Origin of the sequence: Bacillus sp. FSL R9-9530 (genome assembly GCF_038008145.1) — a bacterium.
Taxonomy (GTDB): Bacteria; Bacillota; Bacilli; order Bacillales; family Bacillaceae_G; genus Bacillus_A; species Bacillus_A mycoides.
This window is the reverse complement of sequence record NZ_JBBOYO010000001.1, coordinates 98313-117657: the sequence shown is the minus strand read 5'-3', so window position 1 is coordinate 117657 and position 19345 is coordinate 98313. Positions and strand designations below refer to the sequence as shown.

Genomic DNA, 19345 nt, shown 5'->3' with positions numbered 1-19345 from the left:
TTCTCCCCCGCTTTCTATTAGCCCACTAGTGAAACAATTTTTTGTGCACCGTCTGCCATAGATTCTGCTGCAACAATATTTAAACCAGACTCATTTAAAATTTTCTTTCCTAGCTCTACGTTTGTACCTTCAAGACGTACAACTAAAGGCAACTCAAGACCTACCTGCTTCGTCGCTTCAATAACACCTTCTGCGATAACATCACACTTCATAATGCCACCAAAAATGTTAACGAAGATACCCTTTACATTTTTGTCAGAAAGGATAATTTTGAATGCTTCTGTAACTTTTTCAGCTGTTGCGCCGCCACCAACATCTAAGAAGTTAGCCGGGTCACCATGGTAATGTTTAATGATATCCATTGTAGCCATTGCTAAACCTGCACCATTAACCATACAACCGATATTTCCATCTAAAGGAATGTAGTTTAAATCATATTTAGAAGCTTCAATTTCTTTTGAATCTTCTTCTTCAAGATCACGAAGTTCTAAAATGTCTTTATTGCGATATAACGCATTAGAATCAAAGTTTAATTTTGCATCTAACGCCATAACTTTACCGTCACCTGTTGTAACAAGTGGATTAATCTCAGCGATAGAGCAATCTTTTTCGATAAACGCACTGTATAAGCCCATCATAAACTTCACAGCTTGTCCTACAAGTTCTTTTGGAATATTGATGTTAAACGCGATTCTACGCGCTTGGAAACCTTGTAAACCTACTGCTGGATCAATATATTCTTTAAAGATCTTTTCAGGCGTTTTTTCTGCTACTTCTTCAATTTCTGTTCCACCTTCTTCAGATGCCATTAAAACAACTTGAGAAGTTGCACGATCTAATACAAGACCTACATAATATTCTTTTTTAATATCGCAACCTTCTTCGATAAGTAAGCGTTTTACTTCCTTACCTTCAGGACCTGTTTGATGCGTCACAAGTGTAGTTCCTAAAATGCTTTCTGCATATGTACGAACTTCTTCTAAATTTTTCGCAACTTTTACACCGCCAGCTTTGCCGCGTCCACCAGCGTGAATTTGCGCTTTAACTACACATACTTCCGTTCCTAATTCTTTCGCTGCTTCTACAGCTTCTTCTACTGTAAATGCAACCTTCCCGTTCGGAACGCTAACCCCATAGCTTCTAAGGACTGCCTTACCTTGGTACTCATGGATATTCATGGTCCCATCCTCCCCTGTTTTCCTGTTTTACTCGAAAAGTTTTTTAATGTTTAAAAAACATTACATTGCCATTGTATAAGATGATTGGCACGCTGTCTACAATAAAGTGTCAGAAAACTGAAATCGCTTTATTCTTTTTCGAAAATAATAATGTTTATATACCAAAATAAAAAATAAGCTGTGAATATACAGCTTATTTTTGAATTATATCTTTAATTGGCGCGAATGATTTTCGATGTTCTTCTAATACTCCATGTACTTCAATCGCTTCTAAATGCTGTTTCGTCCCATATCCCATATGTTGTTCGAATCCATATGCAGGATACTTTCCTCCTAACTCTTTCATCATGCGATCTCTCGTCACTTTCGCAATAATAGATGCAGCTGAAATAGAGACACTTTTCGCATCACCTTTAATGATTGATGTTTGCGGAATTGATGTAGGAAGCTTCATCGCATCGATTAATAAATATTCTGGTGTACATGATAAATTAGCAACGGCATCTAACATCGCTTGCTTCGTCGCTTGATAAATATTTATTTCATCAATAACTTGTGGTGATATAATTCCAACTCCAATCGCAATTGCATGCTCTTTAATTTCATCATAAAAACGCTCACGTTTCGCTTCACTTAATTTTTTCGAGTCATTTAATCCTGGAATATAAAAATCTTCCGGAAGGACGACTGCCGCCGTCACAACCGGTCCTGCTAACGGCCCACGACCCACTTCATCAATACCAGCAATGTATGTGAGCCCTTTTTCACGTAACTCATTTTCGTACTTTGACATTTCTAGAAATTTTTCTCTTTCTTTTTGCGCTAACTCTTTTTGTTTATACCACTTCAAAATTAGTTTTTGAACACCTTTTCGCTCATCTTTCACTAACATTTGAAAACGCTCGTCTTCTTCATTCATAATTTCTTGCAGCAAACATTCCGCTTCATGAATAGTCATTTTTTGCATCTATTTACACTCCTTTTAAACGTAACCAAAAAGAAAAGACGTACAAACGTACGTCTTATACTTCTTCTACTTTTTCCGCATCTTCTACCTGCTCTGCAAACTCTTCTGGTGTTTCAAATGTCATTTTTCCTAATCTTCCACCACGAAGCTCACGAAGTATAAGCTCAGATGTTTTATCATAATCAATCATTCCGCCGCCCATTAAGCAACCTCTATTTTTTCCAATTGCATCAAATAACTCCACAATTTCTTCTGGAATGTCATTTAAATTATATCGCTCTTTTAAACGTTCCGGATAATGTTTTTCCATAAAACGTAACGCATAAATAGCTACATCCTGTAGATTTAATATAGAATCTTTAATTGCACCAGTCGTCGCTAAACGAAGACCAACTAATTCATCTTCAAATTTAGGCCACAAAATACCTGGTGTATCTAATAATTCCATTTCTTTCCCAACTTTAATCCACTGCTGGGCCGTTGTCACACCAGGACGATCTCCTGTTTTTGCTATATTCTTCTTCGCTAATTTATTAATTAGTGTAGATTTACCAACGTTTGGAATACCTACAATTAAAGCACGAATTGCTCTTGGTCTAATGCCTTTAGCAACCATTTTATCGAATTTTTCTTTGACAAGAACTTTACAAGCTGCTGCAATTTCTTTCATACCTTGTCCAGCTTGCGCATTAATTGAAATTGCCTTTTGACCTCTTTCATCAAAATATGCAATCCACTGCTTTGTAAGACGATCATCCGCCATATCCGCTTTATTTAAAACAACAAGCCTTGGTTTATGTGTAATAATTTCATCAATCATTGGATTACGAGAAGATAAAGGTAATCGAGCATCTACAAGCTCAATTACAACATCAATTAACTTTAATTTTTCTGTTACTTGGCGTCTAGCCTTTGCCATATGTCCTGGGAACCATTGAATTACCATGTTGCCACCTTCTTTTTCTTTTATTTCACAATACGCGCATCTTTTAACGGCCAATATAGCATATTTGCTTTACCAATCACTTGGTCCATTGAAATTGTACCAATCGAACGGCTATCTTTACTAAAACGACGATTATCGCCTAAAACAAATAATTGACCTTCTGGAACAGTTTTCTTTCCTGTCATTTCTTCAAGAGTAAAATCATATGTAAGCGGTCCGTCAGCAAGTTGTTTTTTCTGCTTATCTAAATACGGCTCCTCATAAGGTTTCCCGTTAACATATAGTTTATCATTACGGTATTCGATTTCGTCGCCTGGCAGGCCAATAATACGCTTAATATAATCTTTTTCTTCCGTCGCTCGGAATACAATAATATCAAAGCGTTTCGGATCACCTATGTGATAGCCAATTTTATTAACAATCATTCGATCACGGTCATGTAAAGTCGGCGACATCGATACACCGTCTACGAGAATTGGGGCAAAGAAAAACTGTCTAATTACGCCCGCTAATACAACAGCAATCAAAATTGCTTTGATCCATTCCCAAAGTGAGCTCTTCTCTTTCTTCATGCTTTCCCCTCCACTGTTATGTAAGCTGCTCGTATTATACCAAAATTTCATATAGATTGGAAAAAGGGAGCTTGTGTATTTACAAGCTCCCATACATGTCTTATCGAATTTCTTTAATACGTGCTTTTTTACCGCGAAGGTTACGTAAGTAGTATAACTTAGCACGACGTACTTTACCACGGCGAAGTACTTCGATGTTCGCGATTCTTGGCGTGTGAACTGGGAATGTACGCTCAACACCTACACCGTAAGAAATCTTACGAACTGTGAATGTTTCACTGATTCCGCCACCACGACGTTTAATTACAACACCTTCGAAAAGCTGAATTCTTTCACGAGTTCCCTCAACTACTTTTACGTGTACACGTAAAGTGTCTCCAGGACGGAATGAAGGAAGGTCAGTTTTCAATTGGCCTTTTGTGATTTCTGTGATTAATTGTTGCATATTAAATTCTCTCCTTTAAACAGATGCTCTTATAAAGTCTTATTAAATTACAGCGGAACATCGTTAATACGGCTACTGATTTCAGTAGCACAAATGTTATAATAGCATATTGCTAGGACTGTTGCAATAGAAAATATATCAAGCCCTTATCGGTCTTCTTTAATCTGTTCCAGCCATTTCTCTTCTTGCTTAGATAATTCTCGTTCTTCCAGCAAATCCGGTCTACGTGTGTACGTACGACGTAGTGACTCTTTATGGCGCCATTCATCAATGTTTTTATGATTTCCTGACATTAGTACATCCGGTACCTTCATACCACGAAAATCAGCAGGACGTGTATAATGTGGGTGTTCTAACAAACCTGTGCTAAAAGAGTCTTCCACTTGTGACGTTTGATTCCCAAGCACTCCTGGCAAAAGACGTACAACACTGTCAGTGACTACCATAGAAGCCAATTCCCCACCCGTTAATACGTAATCCCCAATAGAAATCTCATCTGTTACAAGATGCTCACGAATTCGTTCATCGTATCCTTCATAATGGCCACATACAAAAATAACATGCTCTTCTCCAGCAAGCTCTTCTGCCTTCTTCTGCGTGAAACGCTCTCCTTGTGGACACATTAAGACGATTCTCGGCTTACGGTCTGTTTCCTTCGTTAACTCTTCTACTGCGTCAAAGATAGGCTGTGGGGTTAATACCATACCAGCGCCCCCACCATACGGATAATCATCTACACTATTATGCTTACTAGTTGTATACTCACGAAAATTGACAACACGAAGCTCTACCGCTTCTTTTTCTTGTGCTTTCTTTAAAATTGAAGAACCAAATACACCCGTAAACATATCTGGAAACAATGTTAAAATGTCAATTTTCATTATAGTAGCCCTTCCATTACATGAATGGTTACTAATTTATTTTCAATGTTAACTTGAAGTACAACGTCATCAATATAAGGAATTAACAAATCTTGACCCTTTGGACGTTTAATCACCCAAACGTCATTCGCACCAGGAGATAAAATCTCTTTGATTGTCCCTAACGCTTCTCCTTCTTCCGTTACAACGTTGCAACCAATAATTTCATGGTAGTAGTATTCACCTTCAGCTAGTTCGCCTAACTGCTCTTCTGGTACTTTTATTAAAGAACCTTTTAACTTCTCTACTTCATCTACATTGTTGTATCCTTCAAGTGTTAATAAATCAAATGTCTTATGTTGACGATGAGAAGTTACCTTCACTGTAAGATAGTCTGTACCTTTCTCATCCCATATGTATAACGTGTTCCCTACTTTATATCGCTCTTCTGGAAAATCAGTACGAGAAATAACACGAATTTCTCCTTTTACGCCATGAGTATTTACAATTTTCCCTACATTAAACCATTTTGTCATAAATAGTATGTCACCCCTGGTTTCTATATAAATTAAGCATTTCCATTTTATATATGGAACATGCAATTTCTCTTTAAATGTTAAAAAAGGGAGAGGAAATAACTCCTCGCCCTTTTTACGTTTATTGAATTTCCAGTGTGACGTTCTCATCATTATGATGTCCCACTGAATACAAGAGCATTCTAATCGCTTTCGCAACTTTCCCTTGCTTTCCAATGACTTTTCCAACATCCTCAGGATGTACAGTTAATCGATACTTTATTTCTCCGTTGCAAAGTTCCTGTGTAACTTTTACATCTCCAGGATGATCCACAAGAGGTTTAACAATTGTCTCGACTAACATTTTCATTGTCATTGCCTCAATTACTTACCTTGTTTAGATAAGTGGAATTTCTCCATGATACCTTGGTTAGAGAAAAGGTTACGAACTGTATCAGATGGTTTAGCACCATTTCCTAACCATTTTAATGCTGCTTCTTCGTTGATCTTAACTTCCGCTGGTTGAGCAACCGGATTGTAAGTACCGATTTCCTCAATGAAACGTCCGTCACGAGGAGAACGAGAATCTGCAACAACTACACGATAGAAAGGAGTTTTTTTAGCTCCCATACGTTTTAAACGAATTTTAACTGCCATTTATAAAGCACCTCCGAATTTATTTCACACAGATAATTATATTAGCAAAAAGACTATTGCTTTGTAAAGTATTTTTTCTTAACAGAGCCATCTTTTTTCCTTACATGAATGGAAACTTCAATCCACCTAGTCCTTTTTTCTTACCTTTTTGCATTCCCGTCATCGTCTTCATCATTTTTTTCATATCATCAAATTGCTTGATTAGACGATTGATTTCTTGTACCGTTGTACCGCTACCTTTGGCAATGCGCTTTTTACGACTAGCATTGATTATTTCCGGTTGTTCTCGTTCTACTTTAGTCATAGAACGAATAATTGCCTCAATATGCCCAATTTGTTTTTCATCAACTTGTGCATTTTTCAGCCCTTTAATTTTATTTGCACCAGGAAGCATTCCTAACAATTCGTCAAGCGGTCCAAGTTGACGCACTTGTCCAAGTTGTTCTAGGAAATCGTCAAGCGTAAACGAAAGCGTACGCATTTTTTGCTCAAGTTCTTTTGCTTTCTCTTCATCAACTGTAGCTTGCGCTTTTTCAATTAATGTTAAGACGTCGCCCATCCCTAAAATACGGGATGCCATACGTTCTGGATGGAACGCTTCAATTGCATCTAGTTTTTCACCCATACCAGCGAATTTAATTGGTGTGTTTGTTACAGCCTTAATAGATAATGCCGCACCACCGCGCGTATCACCATCTAATTTCGTTAATACAACACCTGTTAATCCTAACTGTTCATGGAAACTTTGTGCTACATTTACCGCGTCTTGTCCTGTCATCGCATCGACAACAAGGAAAATTTCATCCGGTTTCGCAACTTCTTTGACTTTTGCTAATTCACCCATTAGTTCTTCATCAATATGCAGGCGACCCGCTGTATCGATTAAAACGTAATCGTGATGATCTTCTTTTGCTTTCGCAATCGCTTGTTTCGCAATTTCAACCGGACTTACTTGATCTCCTAAGGAGAAAACAGGCATGTCCAATTGCTTCCCTAATGTTTCAAGCTGTTTAATCGCTGCTGGACGGTAAATATCCGCTGCAACAAGCATCGGTTTACGATTATGCTTTTTACGAAGCAAATTTGCAAGCTTACCTGTCGTCGTTGTTTTACCCGCACCTTGCAGACCAACCATCATTATAACAGTAGGTGGCTTATTAGCAACAGCAATTTTGCTTTGCTCTCCGCCCATAAGTTCTGTAAGTTCTTCCTGTACGATTTTAATTACTTGTTGTCCAGGTGTCAAACTTTTCATTACATCTTGTCCGACAGCACGCTCAGACACACGCTTTATAAAATCTTTTACTACTTTAAAGTTAACATCCGCTTCTAAAAGAGCTAGACGAACTTCTCTCATCATTTCTTTTACATCGGCTTCAGAAACTTTTCCTTTGCCGCGGATTTTTTGCATTGTCTGTTGAAGTCGGTCGGCTAATCCTTCAAATGCCATATTGCCGCCCTCCTAATCTAATTTTTCGATAGCTTCAACAACTTGTTTCATTTCTTCATTCACATGCTCTTCTTCGCTGAGTAGCTGTTTTAGCTTTGCAACAAGTCGCTGTCGCTCTTGAAACTTTTGAAGTAATACTAATTTATCTTCATATTCTTCAAGCATCGCTTCAGTCCGTTTAATGTTATCATACACGGCTTGGCGACTTACATCAAATTCTTCCGCAATTTCACCAAGAGATAAATCATCTAGATAATAAAGCGACATATAACTTCTTTGTTTTTGCGTTAACAACGATTGATAAAAATCAAATAAATAGTTCATTCTCGTTGTTTTCTCGAGCATGTTGGATCATCCTTTGTTAAGTGATTTCCCTTTACATGACTTAGTTTACATGGAGTATAAAAGAGTGTCAAGTTTTTTTCTTAACATCACATATTTTTATAAAAAAAGAAGCGGAAATACCGCTTCTTTCACTTACACTTCTTCTGTTTCTACTACGTTCGCAAACAAACCATAAACATATTGTTCTGGATCAAACTGTTGCAGATCATCCATTTGCTCTCCTAGCCCAACAAATTTCACCGGAACATCCATTTCGTTACGAATCGCTAAGACGATACCACCTTTAGCAGTTCCATCTAACTTCGTTAAAACAATACCAGTAACATTCGTGGCTTCACGGAATGTTTTCGCTTGGCTTAAACCATTTTGCCCTGTTGTTGCATCAATAACAAGTAATACTTCATGAGGAGCCCCTGGTACTTCACGCTCAATTACGCGCTTCACTTTCTCTAACTCATTCATTAAGTTTACTTTATTTTGTAAGCGTCCCGCTGTATCACATAGCAATACATCCACTTTACGGGCCTTTGCCGCTTGTACAGCATCATACATAACAGCCGCTGGATCAGATCCTGACCCTTGTTTAATTACTTCTACACCAACACGATCGCCCCATACTTCTAATTGCTCAATCGCCCCAGCACGGAATGTATCTCCTGCCGCCAATAGGACAGACTTACCTTCTGATTTAAATTTATGTGCAAGCTTACCAATCGTCGTCGTTTTCCCCACACCATTCACACCAACAAATAAAACTACTGTTAATTGATCCTCTTGTATATTAACTTCATTACTAAAATCGCTGTCACCTTTGTAAATGCCCACTAGCTTTTCAGAAATAACAGCCTGTACTTCTTTCGGATCTTGAATGTTACGACGTTGCACTTCTTCTTTCAACTGATCAATTAATTCCATCACTGTCGAAACTCCGACATCCGCACTAATTAAAATTTCTTCTAATTCTTCAAAGAAATCTTCGTCTATTTTGCGGTAACGGTACACTAAGTCATTTACTTTATCAGCAAATGAATTTCTCGTTTTTTCTAATCCTTGTTTAAACTTCTCTGTTACCGTATCCGTTTGTTTTGAAATTTTTTCTTTTAATTTTTTTAAAAAGCTCATACTTCCCATCCTTCCTATCTACTTGCAACAAGTTCTTCGCCATCATCTAAACGAACAGAAACAAGCTTCGACACCCCTGATTCTTGCATTGTTACACCGTACAATACATCAGACTCTTCCATTGTACCTTTTCGGTGTGTAATTACAATAAACTGCGTTTCATCACTAAATTTCTTTAAATACTGCGCAAAACGAGCAACGTTTGCCTCATCAAGAGCTGCTTCCACTTCATCTAGAACACAGAATGGAACTGGGCGTACTTTTAAAATACCAAATAAGAGCGCAATTGCCGTTAAAGCACGCTCTCCCCCTGAAAGTAAACCTAAATTTTGTAGTTTCTTCCCTGGTGGTTGCGCTACAATATCAATACCCGTATTTAGTAAATCTTCTGGGTTTGTCATTACTAAATCCGCTCTTCCACCTCCGAATAATTCAGAGAATACAGATTGAAACTCTGTTCGAATCCCTTCGAACGTAGTAGAAAAGCGTTTTTTCATCTCTTCATCCATTTCCGTAATAAGTTGATGCAATGTCGATTTCGCTTCTTCTAGGTCATCTCTTTGCTCTAATAAGAATGTATGGCGCTCTGCTACACGTTCATATTCATCAATTGCCCCTAAATTTACTGCGCCTAACTCTTCAATGGATAGTTTAATTAGTTTCACCTTTTTACGTGCATCTTCTGCAGGCATCATCATTGTATACTTAAGTTTTGCTGCTTCAAATGAAATAGTATATGTTTCACGTAAATGTTGCAATCTATTTTCCAGCTCTACATCAAGTCGGTTAATTTTCACTTCTTGATCTTTCAGCATCTCAAGAATATATTTATGTTTACCTATTGTTTCTTTCACACCGCGCTCTAAATGCTCGACTCTTTCTTGCAATGATACGCGTTGGTCACGACGAGAACGAATTAACTCCGAAGTTTGATTACGATCATACGCTTTCTTCTCAATCATATTCGTAATTTGTTCTTCGCCACTTGAATTAGATGTCATCTCTTGCTTTAAGAACGCTAAATCTTCTTTCGTTTTTACAAGCGTCGCATCAGTCTCTTCCTTTTCCTTCGTCAAACGTTCGACTTTTTCTTTTTGATTAGACAAACGTTGTTGTTGTTCAGCAGATTGTACTTTTAGCTCCGTCATTTCCTTCTGAACTTTTTCTTTTGAAGAATATTGTTCACTTTTTTGTTTCGTTAAAACGACGATTTTGCTATCTAATTCCCCAATCTCAACTTGAAGAGTCGCTAAAATCTTTTCTAACTCTTCTTTGCGCCCTTGCATTTTTACTTGATCTTGTAAAAATCCTTCAATCTCTAAATCGTAAATCGATAAACGATCATTAATACGATGTTCATCTAATTCTAAACGATTAATTTCTTCTCTTAGCTTCTGTTCATCTACACGTTCGGTCTCTACACCTTGGCGTAGCTCTCGTATTTGTACTTCTTTTTCTTGAATCTCTTGCTTTACTGCTTTAACAAAGTTTTCTAGCTTTGTTGTTTTTTCTTCCATGTCAGTTAGTTTTTTAGTCCACTCTTCAAGTTCACGTTGACGTCCCAATAAAGAGGATTTCGCCTGTTTTACAGCTCCACCCGTCATAGAACCACCCGGGTTCACTACGTCACCTTCGAGTGTTACAATACGATAGCGGTATTGCAGTTGTTTCGCTAACTCATTTGCTCCGCGTAAATCTTTCGCAACAACAACTGTACCTAATAAACTTGAAACTACATTCTCATATTTATTATTGTACTGCACAAGTTCTGCCGCTACACCGACAAACGATGGATGCTGATTCACAATGCGTAATTGATCAAATGATAGCGATCGGCTTTTAATAACAGCTTGAGGTAAAAACGTTGCACGGCCATGTTTATTTTGCTTTAAAAATGCAATTGCATTACGAGCATGCTCTTCTGTTTGTACTACGATATGTTGCATCGCTGCCCCAAGGGCGATTTCCATTGCGATTTCATATTCTTTCGGCACAGTCAGAAGTTCTGCAACAGCTCCCTCAATACCTTGTAGTCTATTTTCTCTAGCCTTTAATACTTCACGTACCCCTTGATAGAAGCCAGAGTAGTCCTCTTGCATCTCTTCTAACATTTCTTTACGAGAGCGCGCCTGTTGCACAAATTGATACGCTTGATACAGTTTCGTTTCATTTTCACTATACTGTGACTTACATTTCCCAAGTGCCGTTTCTGTCTTCTGTATGTTAGAAATAATGCCAGCTATTTTCTCTCTCGCTTGCTCATAACTGTCTACAAGTTTCGCCTTTTTCGCTGTAATTTCCACACGCATCTGTACATACTTTTCATTTTCTTCATCAAGTCGTTCGTTTTTAGAGTTTTGCTGTTTTGATTGTTCTTCAATCATAGATAATTCATTACGAAGACTTGCTTGTTGATTTAAAAGTTCAATATAGTCACCTTTTAAATTCTCAATTTGTTCCTCTAAATTCTCAGCAAAAGTCGCAAGTAATTGCTCGTTATCATGCAATTTCTTCTCCAATTCTTTTACTTGATTCACAAATTGCATTAAAGCTTCTGTACTTGTTTCAATTTCGCCATCATAACTTGTAGTTTTCTCTGTTAACTCAACAATTAGCTTTTCAAGCTGCGCACAATGCGTCGTTGCATTTTGCTTTCTTTCCTTTAACAGCTCGCGTTGCCCTTCTAGTTTTTCTAGTTCTTTACTAGACAGAAGTAGAACTTCTTGTAAGGAATTTACAGATTCATCAACGGCTTGTAATTGCCCGCGTAATTCCTCAAGCTCTTCTTCACTTTTTTGTAAGTTCGCCGACATTTTAGCTTCTTCATCTTTATTATGCCCAAATTGATTTCGAAGCGCTTCCCACTTTTCATGTAATTCTTCAATTTCATGTACAATAAGCGCAGCTTCTACTTTCTCTAATTCTTCTTTTTTCTCAAGATAATCTTTCGCAATAGAAGCTTGTCTTTCTAGTGGTTCTACTTGACTACTTAATTCGTGAATAATATCTTGTACACGATTTAAGTTTTCTTGTGTTTCCGCCAATTTCCCTTCAGCTTTCTTTTTACGAAGTTTATATTTCAGCACACCCGCAGCTTCTTCAAATACACCACGACGTTCTTCTGATTTACTACTCAAAATCTCTTCGACTTTCCCCTGGCTAATAATCGAAAAAGCTTCCCTTCCCATACCAGAGTCCATAAATAAATCAATAATATCTTTTAATCTACAAGATTGTTTATTAATATAAAAATCACTATCACCCGAACGAGATACACGACGCGTTACACACACCTCGTTATACTCAATCGGTAAGCGTTGGTCTTCATTATTTAAAGTTAATGTAACTTCAGCAACATTAACCGCTCTTCTCGTATCACTGCCGGCAAAAATAATATCCTCCATCTTTGCACCGCGTAATGACTTTGCAGATTGTTCACCAAGTACCCAGCGAATTGCATCAGTAATATTACTTTTCCCGCTCCCGTTAGGTCCTACTACAGAAGTTACACCTGGAACAAAATCGACAGATACACGCTCAGCAAAAGACTTAAATCCTGCTATTTCTAATCTTTTTAAAAACACGAAAGGCCTTCCTCCTATTCTCCGTTGTTGTAAACGTTGTCTGTACGAAAACAAACTACTATACGGATTTCCCACTCCTTTTATTTATAAATAAAAGGAAAGTTTCATTCTATGCATAAGGAATCCCCCTCATTCAAAGGGGGATTCCTCATGATTGTTCTTTTAATTTTTTCAATGCTTCTGCAGCAGCTTGTTGCTCTGCCTCTTTTTTTGACTTACCACTTCCAAGACCTAATGCCTCATTATTTAAAGTTACACGGGACACAAATTCTCGGTTATGGGCCGGTCCTTTTTCTTGCAAAATTTGATACTCAACATTGCCACTACCATCACGCTGAATCAATTCTTGCAATTGACTCTTATAATCCATCACATGAGAAAAAGCACCTTCATTAATTTTTGGATATACAACTTCTTTTAAGTAACCCCAAACTGTTTCTAGCCCTTGATCAAGATAAAGGGCACCAATAAACGCTTCAAAGACATCCGCTAATAAAGCTGGTCGTTCACGTCCACCCGTCATTTCCTCACCTTTCCCTAATAAAACAAGGCTACCAAATGACATTTCGTTTGCAAAACGAACAAGAGATGGCTCACATACAATAGCTGCACGTAGTTTTGTTAACTCTCCTTCGCTCATTGTCGGATATTTTTGAAACAGATACTGTGATACAGTGAGTTCCAATACAGCATCGCCAAGAAACTCAAGACGCTCATTGTCCTCATGCGGTTTTTTTCGATGCTCATTCACATACGATGAATGCGTAAACGCTTGAATCAATAATTTTTCATCTGTAAACGTAATACCTATCTCTTCTTGAAATACTTTAAAAGCTTCACGATATTTTGCTTCGTATTTTTTTTCTCTATGTTTTCGGTACGGCATAGGTCCCTCCAGATATAAGCCGAGAAGCCCCGTTAAAAAACGGGACTTCACTTAAGCATTATAGATGACTCTCTATGTAAGTCACAGCATCGCCAACAGTAGCAATCTTTTCAGCATCTTCATCAGAAATTTCCATTTCGAATTCATCTTCTAATTGCATTACAAGTTCTACTACATCTAGGGAGTCTGCGCCTAAATCTTCTTTGAAGCTTGCAGCTGGTACTACTTCAGTTTCTTCTACTCCTAAACGATCAACGACAATTTTGGTTACACGCTCTAAAACATCTGCCATTCTATTCACCTCCCCTCAAATATTATATAAAATATTGTCCAAAAAAACTAGGTGAAATCGATTCTTTTATTACATTACCATACCGCCATCAACATTTAACGTTTGACCTGTAACATATTTACTTTGATCAGAAGCAAAAAACGTTACAGTATTTGCGATATCTTGTGCTTCTCCAAACTGAGCTGCAGGAATTAATTTTAACATTTCGGCTTTTATATTTTCATCTAATACATCCGTCATATCAGTTGCAATAAACCCTGGAGCAATTGCATTTACAGTAATATTTCGGCTCGCTAATTCTTTTGCTGATGTTTTTGTTAATCCAATTACACCAGCTTTAGCAGCAACATAATTTGCTTGTCCTGGGTTTCCTGTTACACCAACAACAGAAGCGATATTAATAATACGTCCATGACGTTGACGCATCATATAGCGCGATACTGCTTTCGTACATAAGAAAACACCTTTTAAGTTTGTATTAATAACTGTATCCCATTCTTCTTCTTTCATACGCATTAATAAATTATCTTTTGTTACACCAGCGTTATTTACAAGAATATCAACTTGTCCAAACGTATCTACAGTTTGTTTCACCATTGCAGTAACATCATCAGCATTTGCAACATCTGCTCTTACTGCAATGGCATCTGAACCTAATTTCTTTATTTCATCAACTACTTCATTCGCCTTTTGCTCATTACCAGCATAATTTACTACAACATTTGCCCCTTGTTTCGCTAAATCAATAGCAATCGCACGACCAATCCCACGTGAAGCACCAGTTACTAATGCTACTTTCCCTTTTAACATCAGCTTTCTCCTCTCAAATTTGAAATGGTATCTCTTAATGTCTCTTCATCATATACCGCATATGCTTTCACTGAAGAATCAATCGACTTCATAAGACCAGCAAGTACTTTTCCAGGTCCGATTTCAATAAATGTATCTACCCCTTGATTCACCATATACTCAATAGATGGGTACCATAATACAGGCGAATAGAGCTGTTCAATTAGCTTTGCTTGAATATCTGTACCACGCGTAATAACATCTGCCGTAACATTTGCAATAACAGGAATATTCGTGTCTTGAATTGTAATTTCATTTAAAACACTTTGGAATTTCTCAGCAGCTGGTTTCATAAGCGAGGAATGAAACGGTCCACTTACTTTGAGCGGAATTGCTCTTTTAGCACCATTTTCTTTCGCTCTTTGAGAAGCAAGTTCTACTCCTTGCTTTGTCCCAGAAATAACAATTTGCTTCGTACTATTCATATTAGCAATTTGTACTGCATATCCTTCACTTGTTACTTCTTCTGTAACTCGTTTCAGCATATCCGGATCCGCACCTAAAATAGCTGCCATTGCACCTTCCCCGCCTGGAACAGCTTCTTCCATATATTCCCCGCGTTTCCTTACAGCATATACAGCGTCTTCGAATGTTAATGCACCAGCAGCTACAAGAGCGCTATATTCACCTAAACTATGTCCTGCGACAAAATCAGGTGTAATATCATACTCCTTCAAAGCTGTTAAAATTGCAAAGCTCGTTGTTAATAGTGCCGGCTGCGCATTTGTCGTTAATGTTAACTTTTCTTGCGGTCCTTCAAAAATCACTTCTGAAAGAGAATCATGCAAAACCTCATCCGCTTTTGCAAACACTTTCGCAACCTCTTTATTATTCTCCGCTAACTGTCTACCCATTCCAACTGCCTGTGAACCTTGGCCCGGAAAAAGAAATGCTATTTTTCCCATTTCAAATCCTCCTCTTATTGAAGCGGCTCCTTCTCCATTACACTTGAAATTGTAGGAATTACTTCTTTCGCTACCATTTCTCTCGTTTGACGAATCGCACTAAATATCGATTGGTCATTAGAAGAACCGTGAGCCTTAATGACAGGAGCTTTCAATCCAAACAACGCCGCTCCCCCATACTCCGAATAATCCATTTTATCTTTCAATACCATAAGTTTTGGTTTTAATACCGCTGCTGCTAATTTGCTCGTAAACGAACTCATTAATTGTTCTTTTAACATAGAGAATAACGCAAGTGCTGTTCCTTCTAATGATTTTAGCGCTACATTACCCGTAAAACCATCACATACAACAACGTCTGCTACACCTTGCAATAAATCTCTTGATTCAACGTTTCCAACGAAATTAATTGGTGCATCCTTGAGCATAGCAAAGACTTGTTTTGAAAGCTCGTTTCCTTTACCATCCTCTGTTCCAACGTTTAAAAGTCCAACGCGTGGATTTTTAATTCCTCTTACCTTCTCTGCGTAAACAGAGCCCATTACTGCATATTGATATAAATGAATTGGTTTTGCATCAACGTTGGCTCCAACATCTAACATAACAAACCCTTCTCCATCAACAGTTGGCATTGTAGGTGATAAAGCTGGTCGTTCAATTCCTTCCATACGACCAACAACAAACAATCCAGCTGCCATCAAAGCTCCTGTACTACCTGCTGATATACAAGCATCCGCTACGCCGTCTTTTACTTGCTGCGCCGCTAGTACCATTGAAGCTTGTTTTTTTCGACGAACCGCTCTTACTGGTTCGTCTGTCGATTCAATTTTTTCGTCCGTATGAAGTATAGTAATTCGCTCTTCACTCGTTAAATATTGACGAATTCCCTCTTCTTTCCCTACTAACGTAATATGTAAATCTGAGTATTCCTTAATAGCTTTCATTGCTCCTAATACTACAGCCTTTGGTGCATGATCGCCGCCCATTGCATCTATTGCGATTTTCATAAGTTGTTACCTTCCTCACTATAATTACTAGATCGATACATTTCAAAAGTGCCTGTAAAGACAAGTTCTTCTCCAACAAAACTACGCACTTTGACAACCGTCCGTCCTTTATCATTCTCTACATCTTCAACACGTACTTTTGCAACAACACGCTCTCCTAATTTTACAGGACGAATATATCGAATGGTGGACTTTGCAGTTAAAGCTAATTCTTCATCAATAACCGCAACAGCTAGTGAGTTTGCTTGTGCAAACAAATGATGCCCACGAGCAATTTGATTTCTTTTAAATACATGTTCTACCTTTACTTCAAAGATAGAAATCGCATGTCTATCTAATTCTATATCAATAATTTCTCCGACAACCTCTTCTAACGGTAAAGATTTCACGTCTTCTTCATGTTGTTTTGTAGCCACATGCTTAATTCGTTCTCTTAATTCAGGAATAGATAATTCCATACGATCAAGACGAACAGTTTGTATGCTCACTTGAAATTTTTCCGCTAAATCTTCATCCGTTATAAAAGGATTCGTTTCTATTGTTTGTTGTAATAATTCTTGTCTTTCTTTTTTACTTCTTCTTTTTTTCATACCGCACCATCCATTTTTATGACTAGGTACTAAAAGTAGTATATAATCATTAAAAGTAGAATGCAACAAAAACTTTTGCAGACTACTTTTAATCGAGCTTCTCTCCCTGGAACACACCTGTCCCATCAAGATAAGTACGCAGCGAAGCATACTGATCATTATGCCAAAACGCTTCTGAATCAACTAGTATCGCTGCATCTTGTCTTGCTGTTTCTAACGCCCGATAATCATGTACCATATCAGCAACCTTAAATTCTGGTAGACCACTTTGCTTACTTCCAAAGAAATCCCCAGGACCTCGTAACTCTAAATCTTTTTCTGACAATACAAATCCATCATTTGTTTCAGTCATAATGCGCATTCTTTCTTTTCCCGTTTCTGATTTCGGGTCCGCAATTAATAAACAATATGATTGTTCACTACCACGCCCAACACGCCCCCTCAGCTGATGGAGCTGTGATAAACCGAAACGTTCCGCGTCATAAATAACCATAACAGTCGCATTTGGTACATTCACGCCTACTTCAACAACTGTTGTCGACACAAGAATTTGCACTTTATTTTCACTAAACTGTCCCATTATCTCTTCTTTTTCTTGAGATGATAGTCTCCCATGCATTAATCCAACTTGGCATTTCCCTTGATAATGATGAGTCAGCATACTATGTAAGTCGATAGCATTTTGTACATCAAGCTTCTCAGACTCTTCAATAAGAGGGCAAATAACATATGCCTGTCTTCCTTTTTTTATCTCTTTCTCCACAAAGCCGAGGACACGATCTAACATATCATGTTTTGCCCAGTACGTTTCGATTACCTTTCTACCAGCTGGCATTTCGTCGATAATAGAAACGTCCATCTCTCCAAATGCAGTGATAGCTAACGTACGCGGGATTGGGGTCGCCGTCATAAACAATACATCTGGACTTTCACCTTTCTCACGTAAAACCCGGCGCTGCGCCACACCAAATCGATGCTGTTCATCGGTAATAACGAGACCTAACCTATGAAATATAACTTCGTCTTGAATTAAAGCGTGCGTTCCAACAAGGATGTCTACTTCTCCCTGTTCTAATCTCGACAAAATTTCTCGACGTCTCGCACCTTTAACAGAACTTGTTAGCAATTCAACCTTCATACCGAAATGTGAAAACGTCTCCGCGAGCGACTGATAATGTTGCTCGGCTAAAATTTCTGTAGGAACCATCAAAGCACCTTGATAATGAGCCAATTTCGCCGCATAAAGAGCAATCGCAGCAACAACTGTTTTCCCAGAACCTACATCCCCTTGCAATAATCGATTCATTCGGTACGGAGATATCATATCTTTCATTATTTCATCTACAACCCGGCGTTGTGCACCAGTTAATGGAAACGGAAGCGCATCAGTAAACTCTTGCAATTCTACTAATGAAATTTCCTTTTTCGTCCCTTTCGAGTTTTCCCTTTCCATTTTCCGTAATGTTTGCATTTTCAACTGAAACAAGAAAAACTCCTCATATACAAAACGGCGACGCGCTTGCTTTAAGTCTTCCTGTCCCACTGGAAAATGTAACCCTCTGAGCGCTTCATAGCGTGATAATAATTTATATCGACTTAACAAACCATCTGGTAACACTTCGACTATAGAATCTCCATACTCCTTAAATGCTTGTGCAACAAACCGGCGCATCTGTTTTACTGTCAGTTTTCCTTTCACTGAATATACAGGTTCTACTTCTTGTTGTCGTACAACCGGTCCAAAATTCAGTTCTGATACAGCAATTGTTTGGCGATGCTGATCCCATTTACCAGTAATCGTTACCGTTTCATCTAAATTTAACTTTTGTTTATAGTATGGTCTATTAAAACATACAGCTGTAATTAAATAACGACCGACGAGAACACGAACTGTAAGACGTGACTTCTTCTTCCCATAATATTGCAGTAAAGGAGCACTATGAACTTTCCCCTCAACCGTTACACGCTCGTCATGCTTTACTTCAGCAAGATCTTTCATCGCATAGTCTTCATAGCGGTACGGAAAATGTTCTAATAGATGAGAAACTGTATAAATTCCCATCTCGTGTAACAACTCAGATGTTTCTCCTCCGATTCCCTTTACATCCGTAACAGGAACTTGTACAACTTCATTCAAGATTCTCACGCTCCGTCACATTATTTTCTTTGATTCAT

At 38.0% G+C, this 19345-nt stretch carries 20 protein-coding genes; all 20 read right to left on the bottom strand.

All coding sequences use genetic code 11. The features are described 5' to 3' along the window. Positions 1–17: 17 nt before the first annotated feature. Positions 18–1178, bottom strand: a complete 1161-nt coding sequence (gene sucC, locus MKX66_RS00590) for an ADP-forming succinate--CoA ligase subunit beta (RefSeq protein WP_002014529.1) — start codon at positions 1176–1178, stop codon at positions 18–20. Between the two features lie 193 nt (positions 1179–1371). Next, positions 1372–2145, bottom strand: a complete 774-nt coding sequence (locus MKX66_RS00585; RefSeq protein WP_341085283.1) for a ribonuclease HII — start codon at positions 2143–2145, stop codon at positions 1372–1374. Between the two features lie 55 nt (positions 2146–2200). Then, positions 2201–3091, bottom strand: a complete 891-nt coding sequence (gene ylqF / locus MKX66_RS00580; protein ID WP_002014526.1) for a ribosome biogenesis GTPase YlqF — start codon at positions 3089–3091, stop codon at positions 2201–2203. A 20-nt stretch (positions 3092–3111) separates the two neighbouring features. Further along, a complete protein-coding gene (gene lepB, locus MKX66_RS00575) occupies positions 3112–3663 on the bottom strand; it encodes a signal peptidase I (RefSeq protein WP_002066791.1) in 552 nt (183 codons plus the stop codon). Between the two features lie 100 nt (positions 3664–3763). Continuing rightward, positions 3764–4108: a 50S ribosomal protein L19 gene (gene rplS, locus MKX66_RS00570; RefSeq protein ID WP_002014524.1), complete on the bottom strand. Its 345-nt coding sequence runs from the start codon at positions 4106–4108 to the stop codon at positions 3764–3766. Between the two features lie 146 nt (positions 4109–4254). Beyond that, entirely contained in the window at positions 4255–4989 is a 735-nt protein-coding gene (gene trmD, locus MKX66_RS00565) for a tRNA (guanosine(37)-N1)-methyltransferase TrmD (RefSeq protein WP_002014522.1), read from the bottom strand. After that, positions 4989–5504 carry a ribosome maturation factor RimM gene (gene rimM, locus MKX66_RS00560; protein WP_002014521.1) on the bottom strand — a complete coding sequence of 172 codons (516 nt, stop codon included), beginning with the start codon at positions 5502–5504 and terminating at the stop codon, positions 4989–4991. The genes trmD and rimM overlap by 1 nt, the downstream gene beginning before the upstream one ends. Before the next feature lie 121 nt (positions 5505–5625). Beyond that, positions 5626–5853 (bottom strand): KH domain-containing protein, encoded by a 228-nt coding sequence (locus MKX66_RS00555; protein WP_002088196.1) that lies wholly within the window; start codon positions 5851–5853, stop codon positions 5626–5628. 14 nt (positions 5854–5867) lie between these two features. Further along, complete coding sequence (rpsP, locus tag MKX66_RS00550; protein ID WP_000268750.1) at positions 5868–6140, bottom strand: 30S ribosomal protein S16; 273 nt, start codon at positions 6138–6140, stop codon at positions 5868–5870. A 100-nt stretch (positions 6141–6240) separates the two neighbouring features. Further along, positions 6241–7590: a signal recognition particle protein gene (gene ffh, locus MKX66_RS00545; RefSeq protein ID WP_002014519.1), complete on the bottom strand. Its 1350-nt coding sequence runs from the start codon at positions 7588–7590 to the stop codon at positions 6241–6243. A 12-nt stretch (positions 7591–7602) separates the two neighbouring features. Next, positions 7603–7935, bottom strand: coding sequence for a putative DNA-binding protein (locus MKX66_RS00540; RefSeq protein WP_002033794.1), 333 nt, complete (start codon positions 7933–7935; stop codon positions 7603–7605). A gap of 132 nt (positions 7936–8067) precedes the next feature. Continuing rightward, a complete protein-coding gene (ftsY, locus tag MKX66_RS00535; protein WP_002088200.1) occupies positions 8068–9057 on the bottom strand; it encodes a signal recognition particle-docking protein FtsY in 990 nt (329 codons plus the stop codon). Positions 9058–9071: 14 nt separating this feature from the next. Further along, positions 9072–12641, bottom strand: a complete 3570-nt coding sequence (gene smc, locus MKX66_RS00530; RefSeq protein WP_341085281.1) for a chromosome segregation protein SMC — start codon at positions 12639–12641, stop codon at positions 9072–9074. Between the two features lie 148 nt (positions 12642–12789). Beyond that, positions 12790–13527, bottom strand: a complete 738-nt coding sequence (rncS, locus tag MKX66_RS00525) for a ribonuclease III (protein WP_002033792.1) — start codon at positions 13525–13527, stop codon at positions 12790–12792. Between the two features lie 58 nt (positions 13528–13585). After that, complete coding sequence (acpP, locus tag MKX66_RS00520) at positions 13586–13819, bottom strand: acyl carrier protein (RefSeq protein ID WP_002014515.1); 234 nt, start codon at positions 13817–13819, stop codon at positions 13586–13588. Between the two features lie 69 nt (positions 13820–13888). Further along, the gene (fabG, locus tag MKX66_RS00515; protein WP_002014514.1) at positions 13889–14629 is read right to left on the bottom strand and encodes a 3-oxoacyl-[acyl-carrier-protein] reductase; all 741 of its coding nucleotides are present in this window, start codon (positions 14627–14629) and stop codon (positions 13889–13891) included. Next, on the bottom strand, positions 14629–15573 hold the full coding sequence (gene fabD, locus MKX66_RS00510; RefSeq protein ID WP_002190506.1) for an ACP S-malonyltransferase: 945 nt from the start codon (positions 15571–15573) through the stop codon (positions 14629–14631). The genes fabG and fabD overlap by 1 nt, the downstream gene beginning before the upstream one ends. A 14-nt stretch (positions 15574–15587) precedes the next feature. Beyond that, entirely contained in the window at positions 15588–16580 is a 993-nt protein-coding gene (gene plsX / locus MKX66_RS00505; RefSeq protein ID WP_002128828.1) for a phosphate acyltransferase PlsX, read from the bottom strand. Further along, a complete protein-coding gene (fapR, locus tag MKX66_RS00500) occupies positions 16577–17170 on the bottom strand; it encodes a transcription factor FapR (protein WP_000747354.1) in 594 nt (197 codons plus the stop codon). The genes plsX and fapR overlap by 4 nt, the downstream gene beginning before the upstream one ends. A gap of 88 nt (positions 17171–17258) precedes the next feature. Beyond that, complete coding sequence (recG, locus tag MKX66_RS00495) at positions 17259–19307, bottom strand: ATP-dependent DNA helicase RecG (protein WP_002014510.1); 2049 nt, start codon at positions 19305–19307, stop codon at positions 17259–17261. Between the last annotated feature and the right edge of the window lie 38 nt (positions 19308–19345).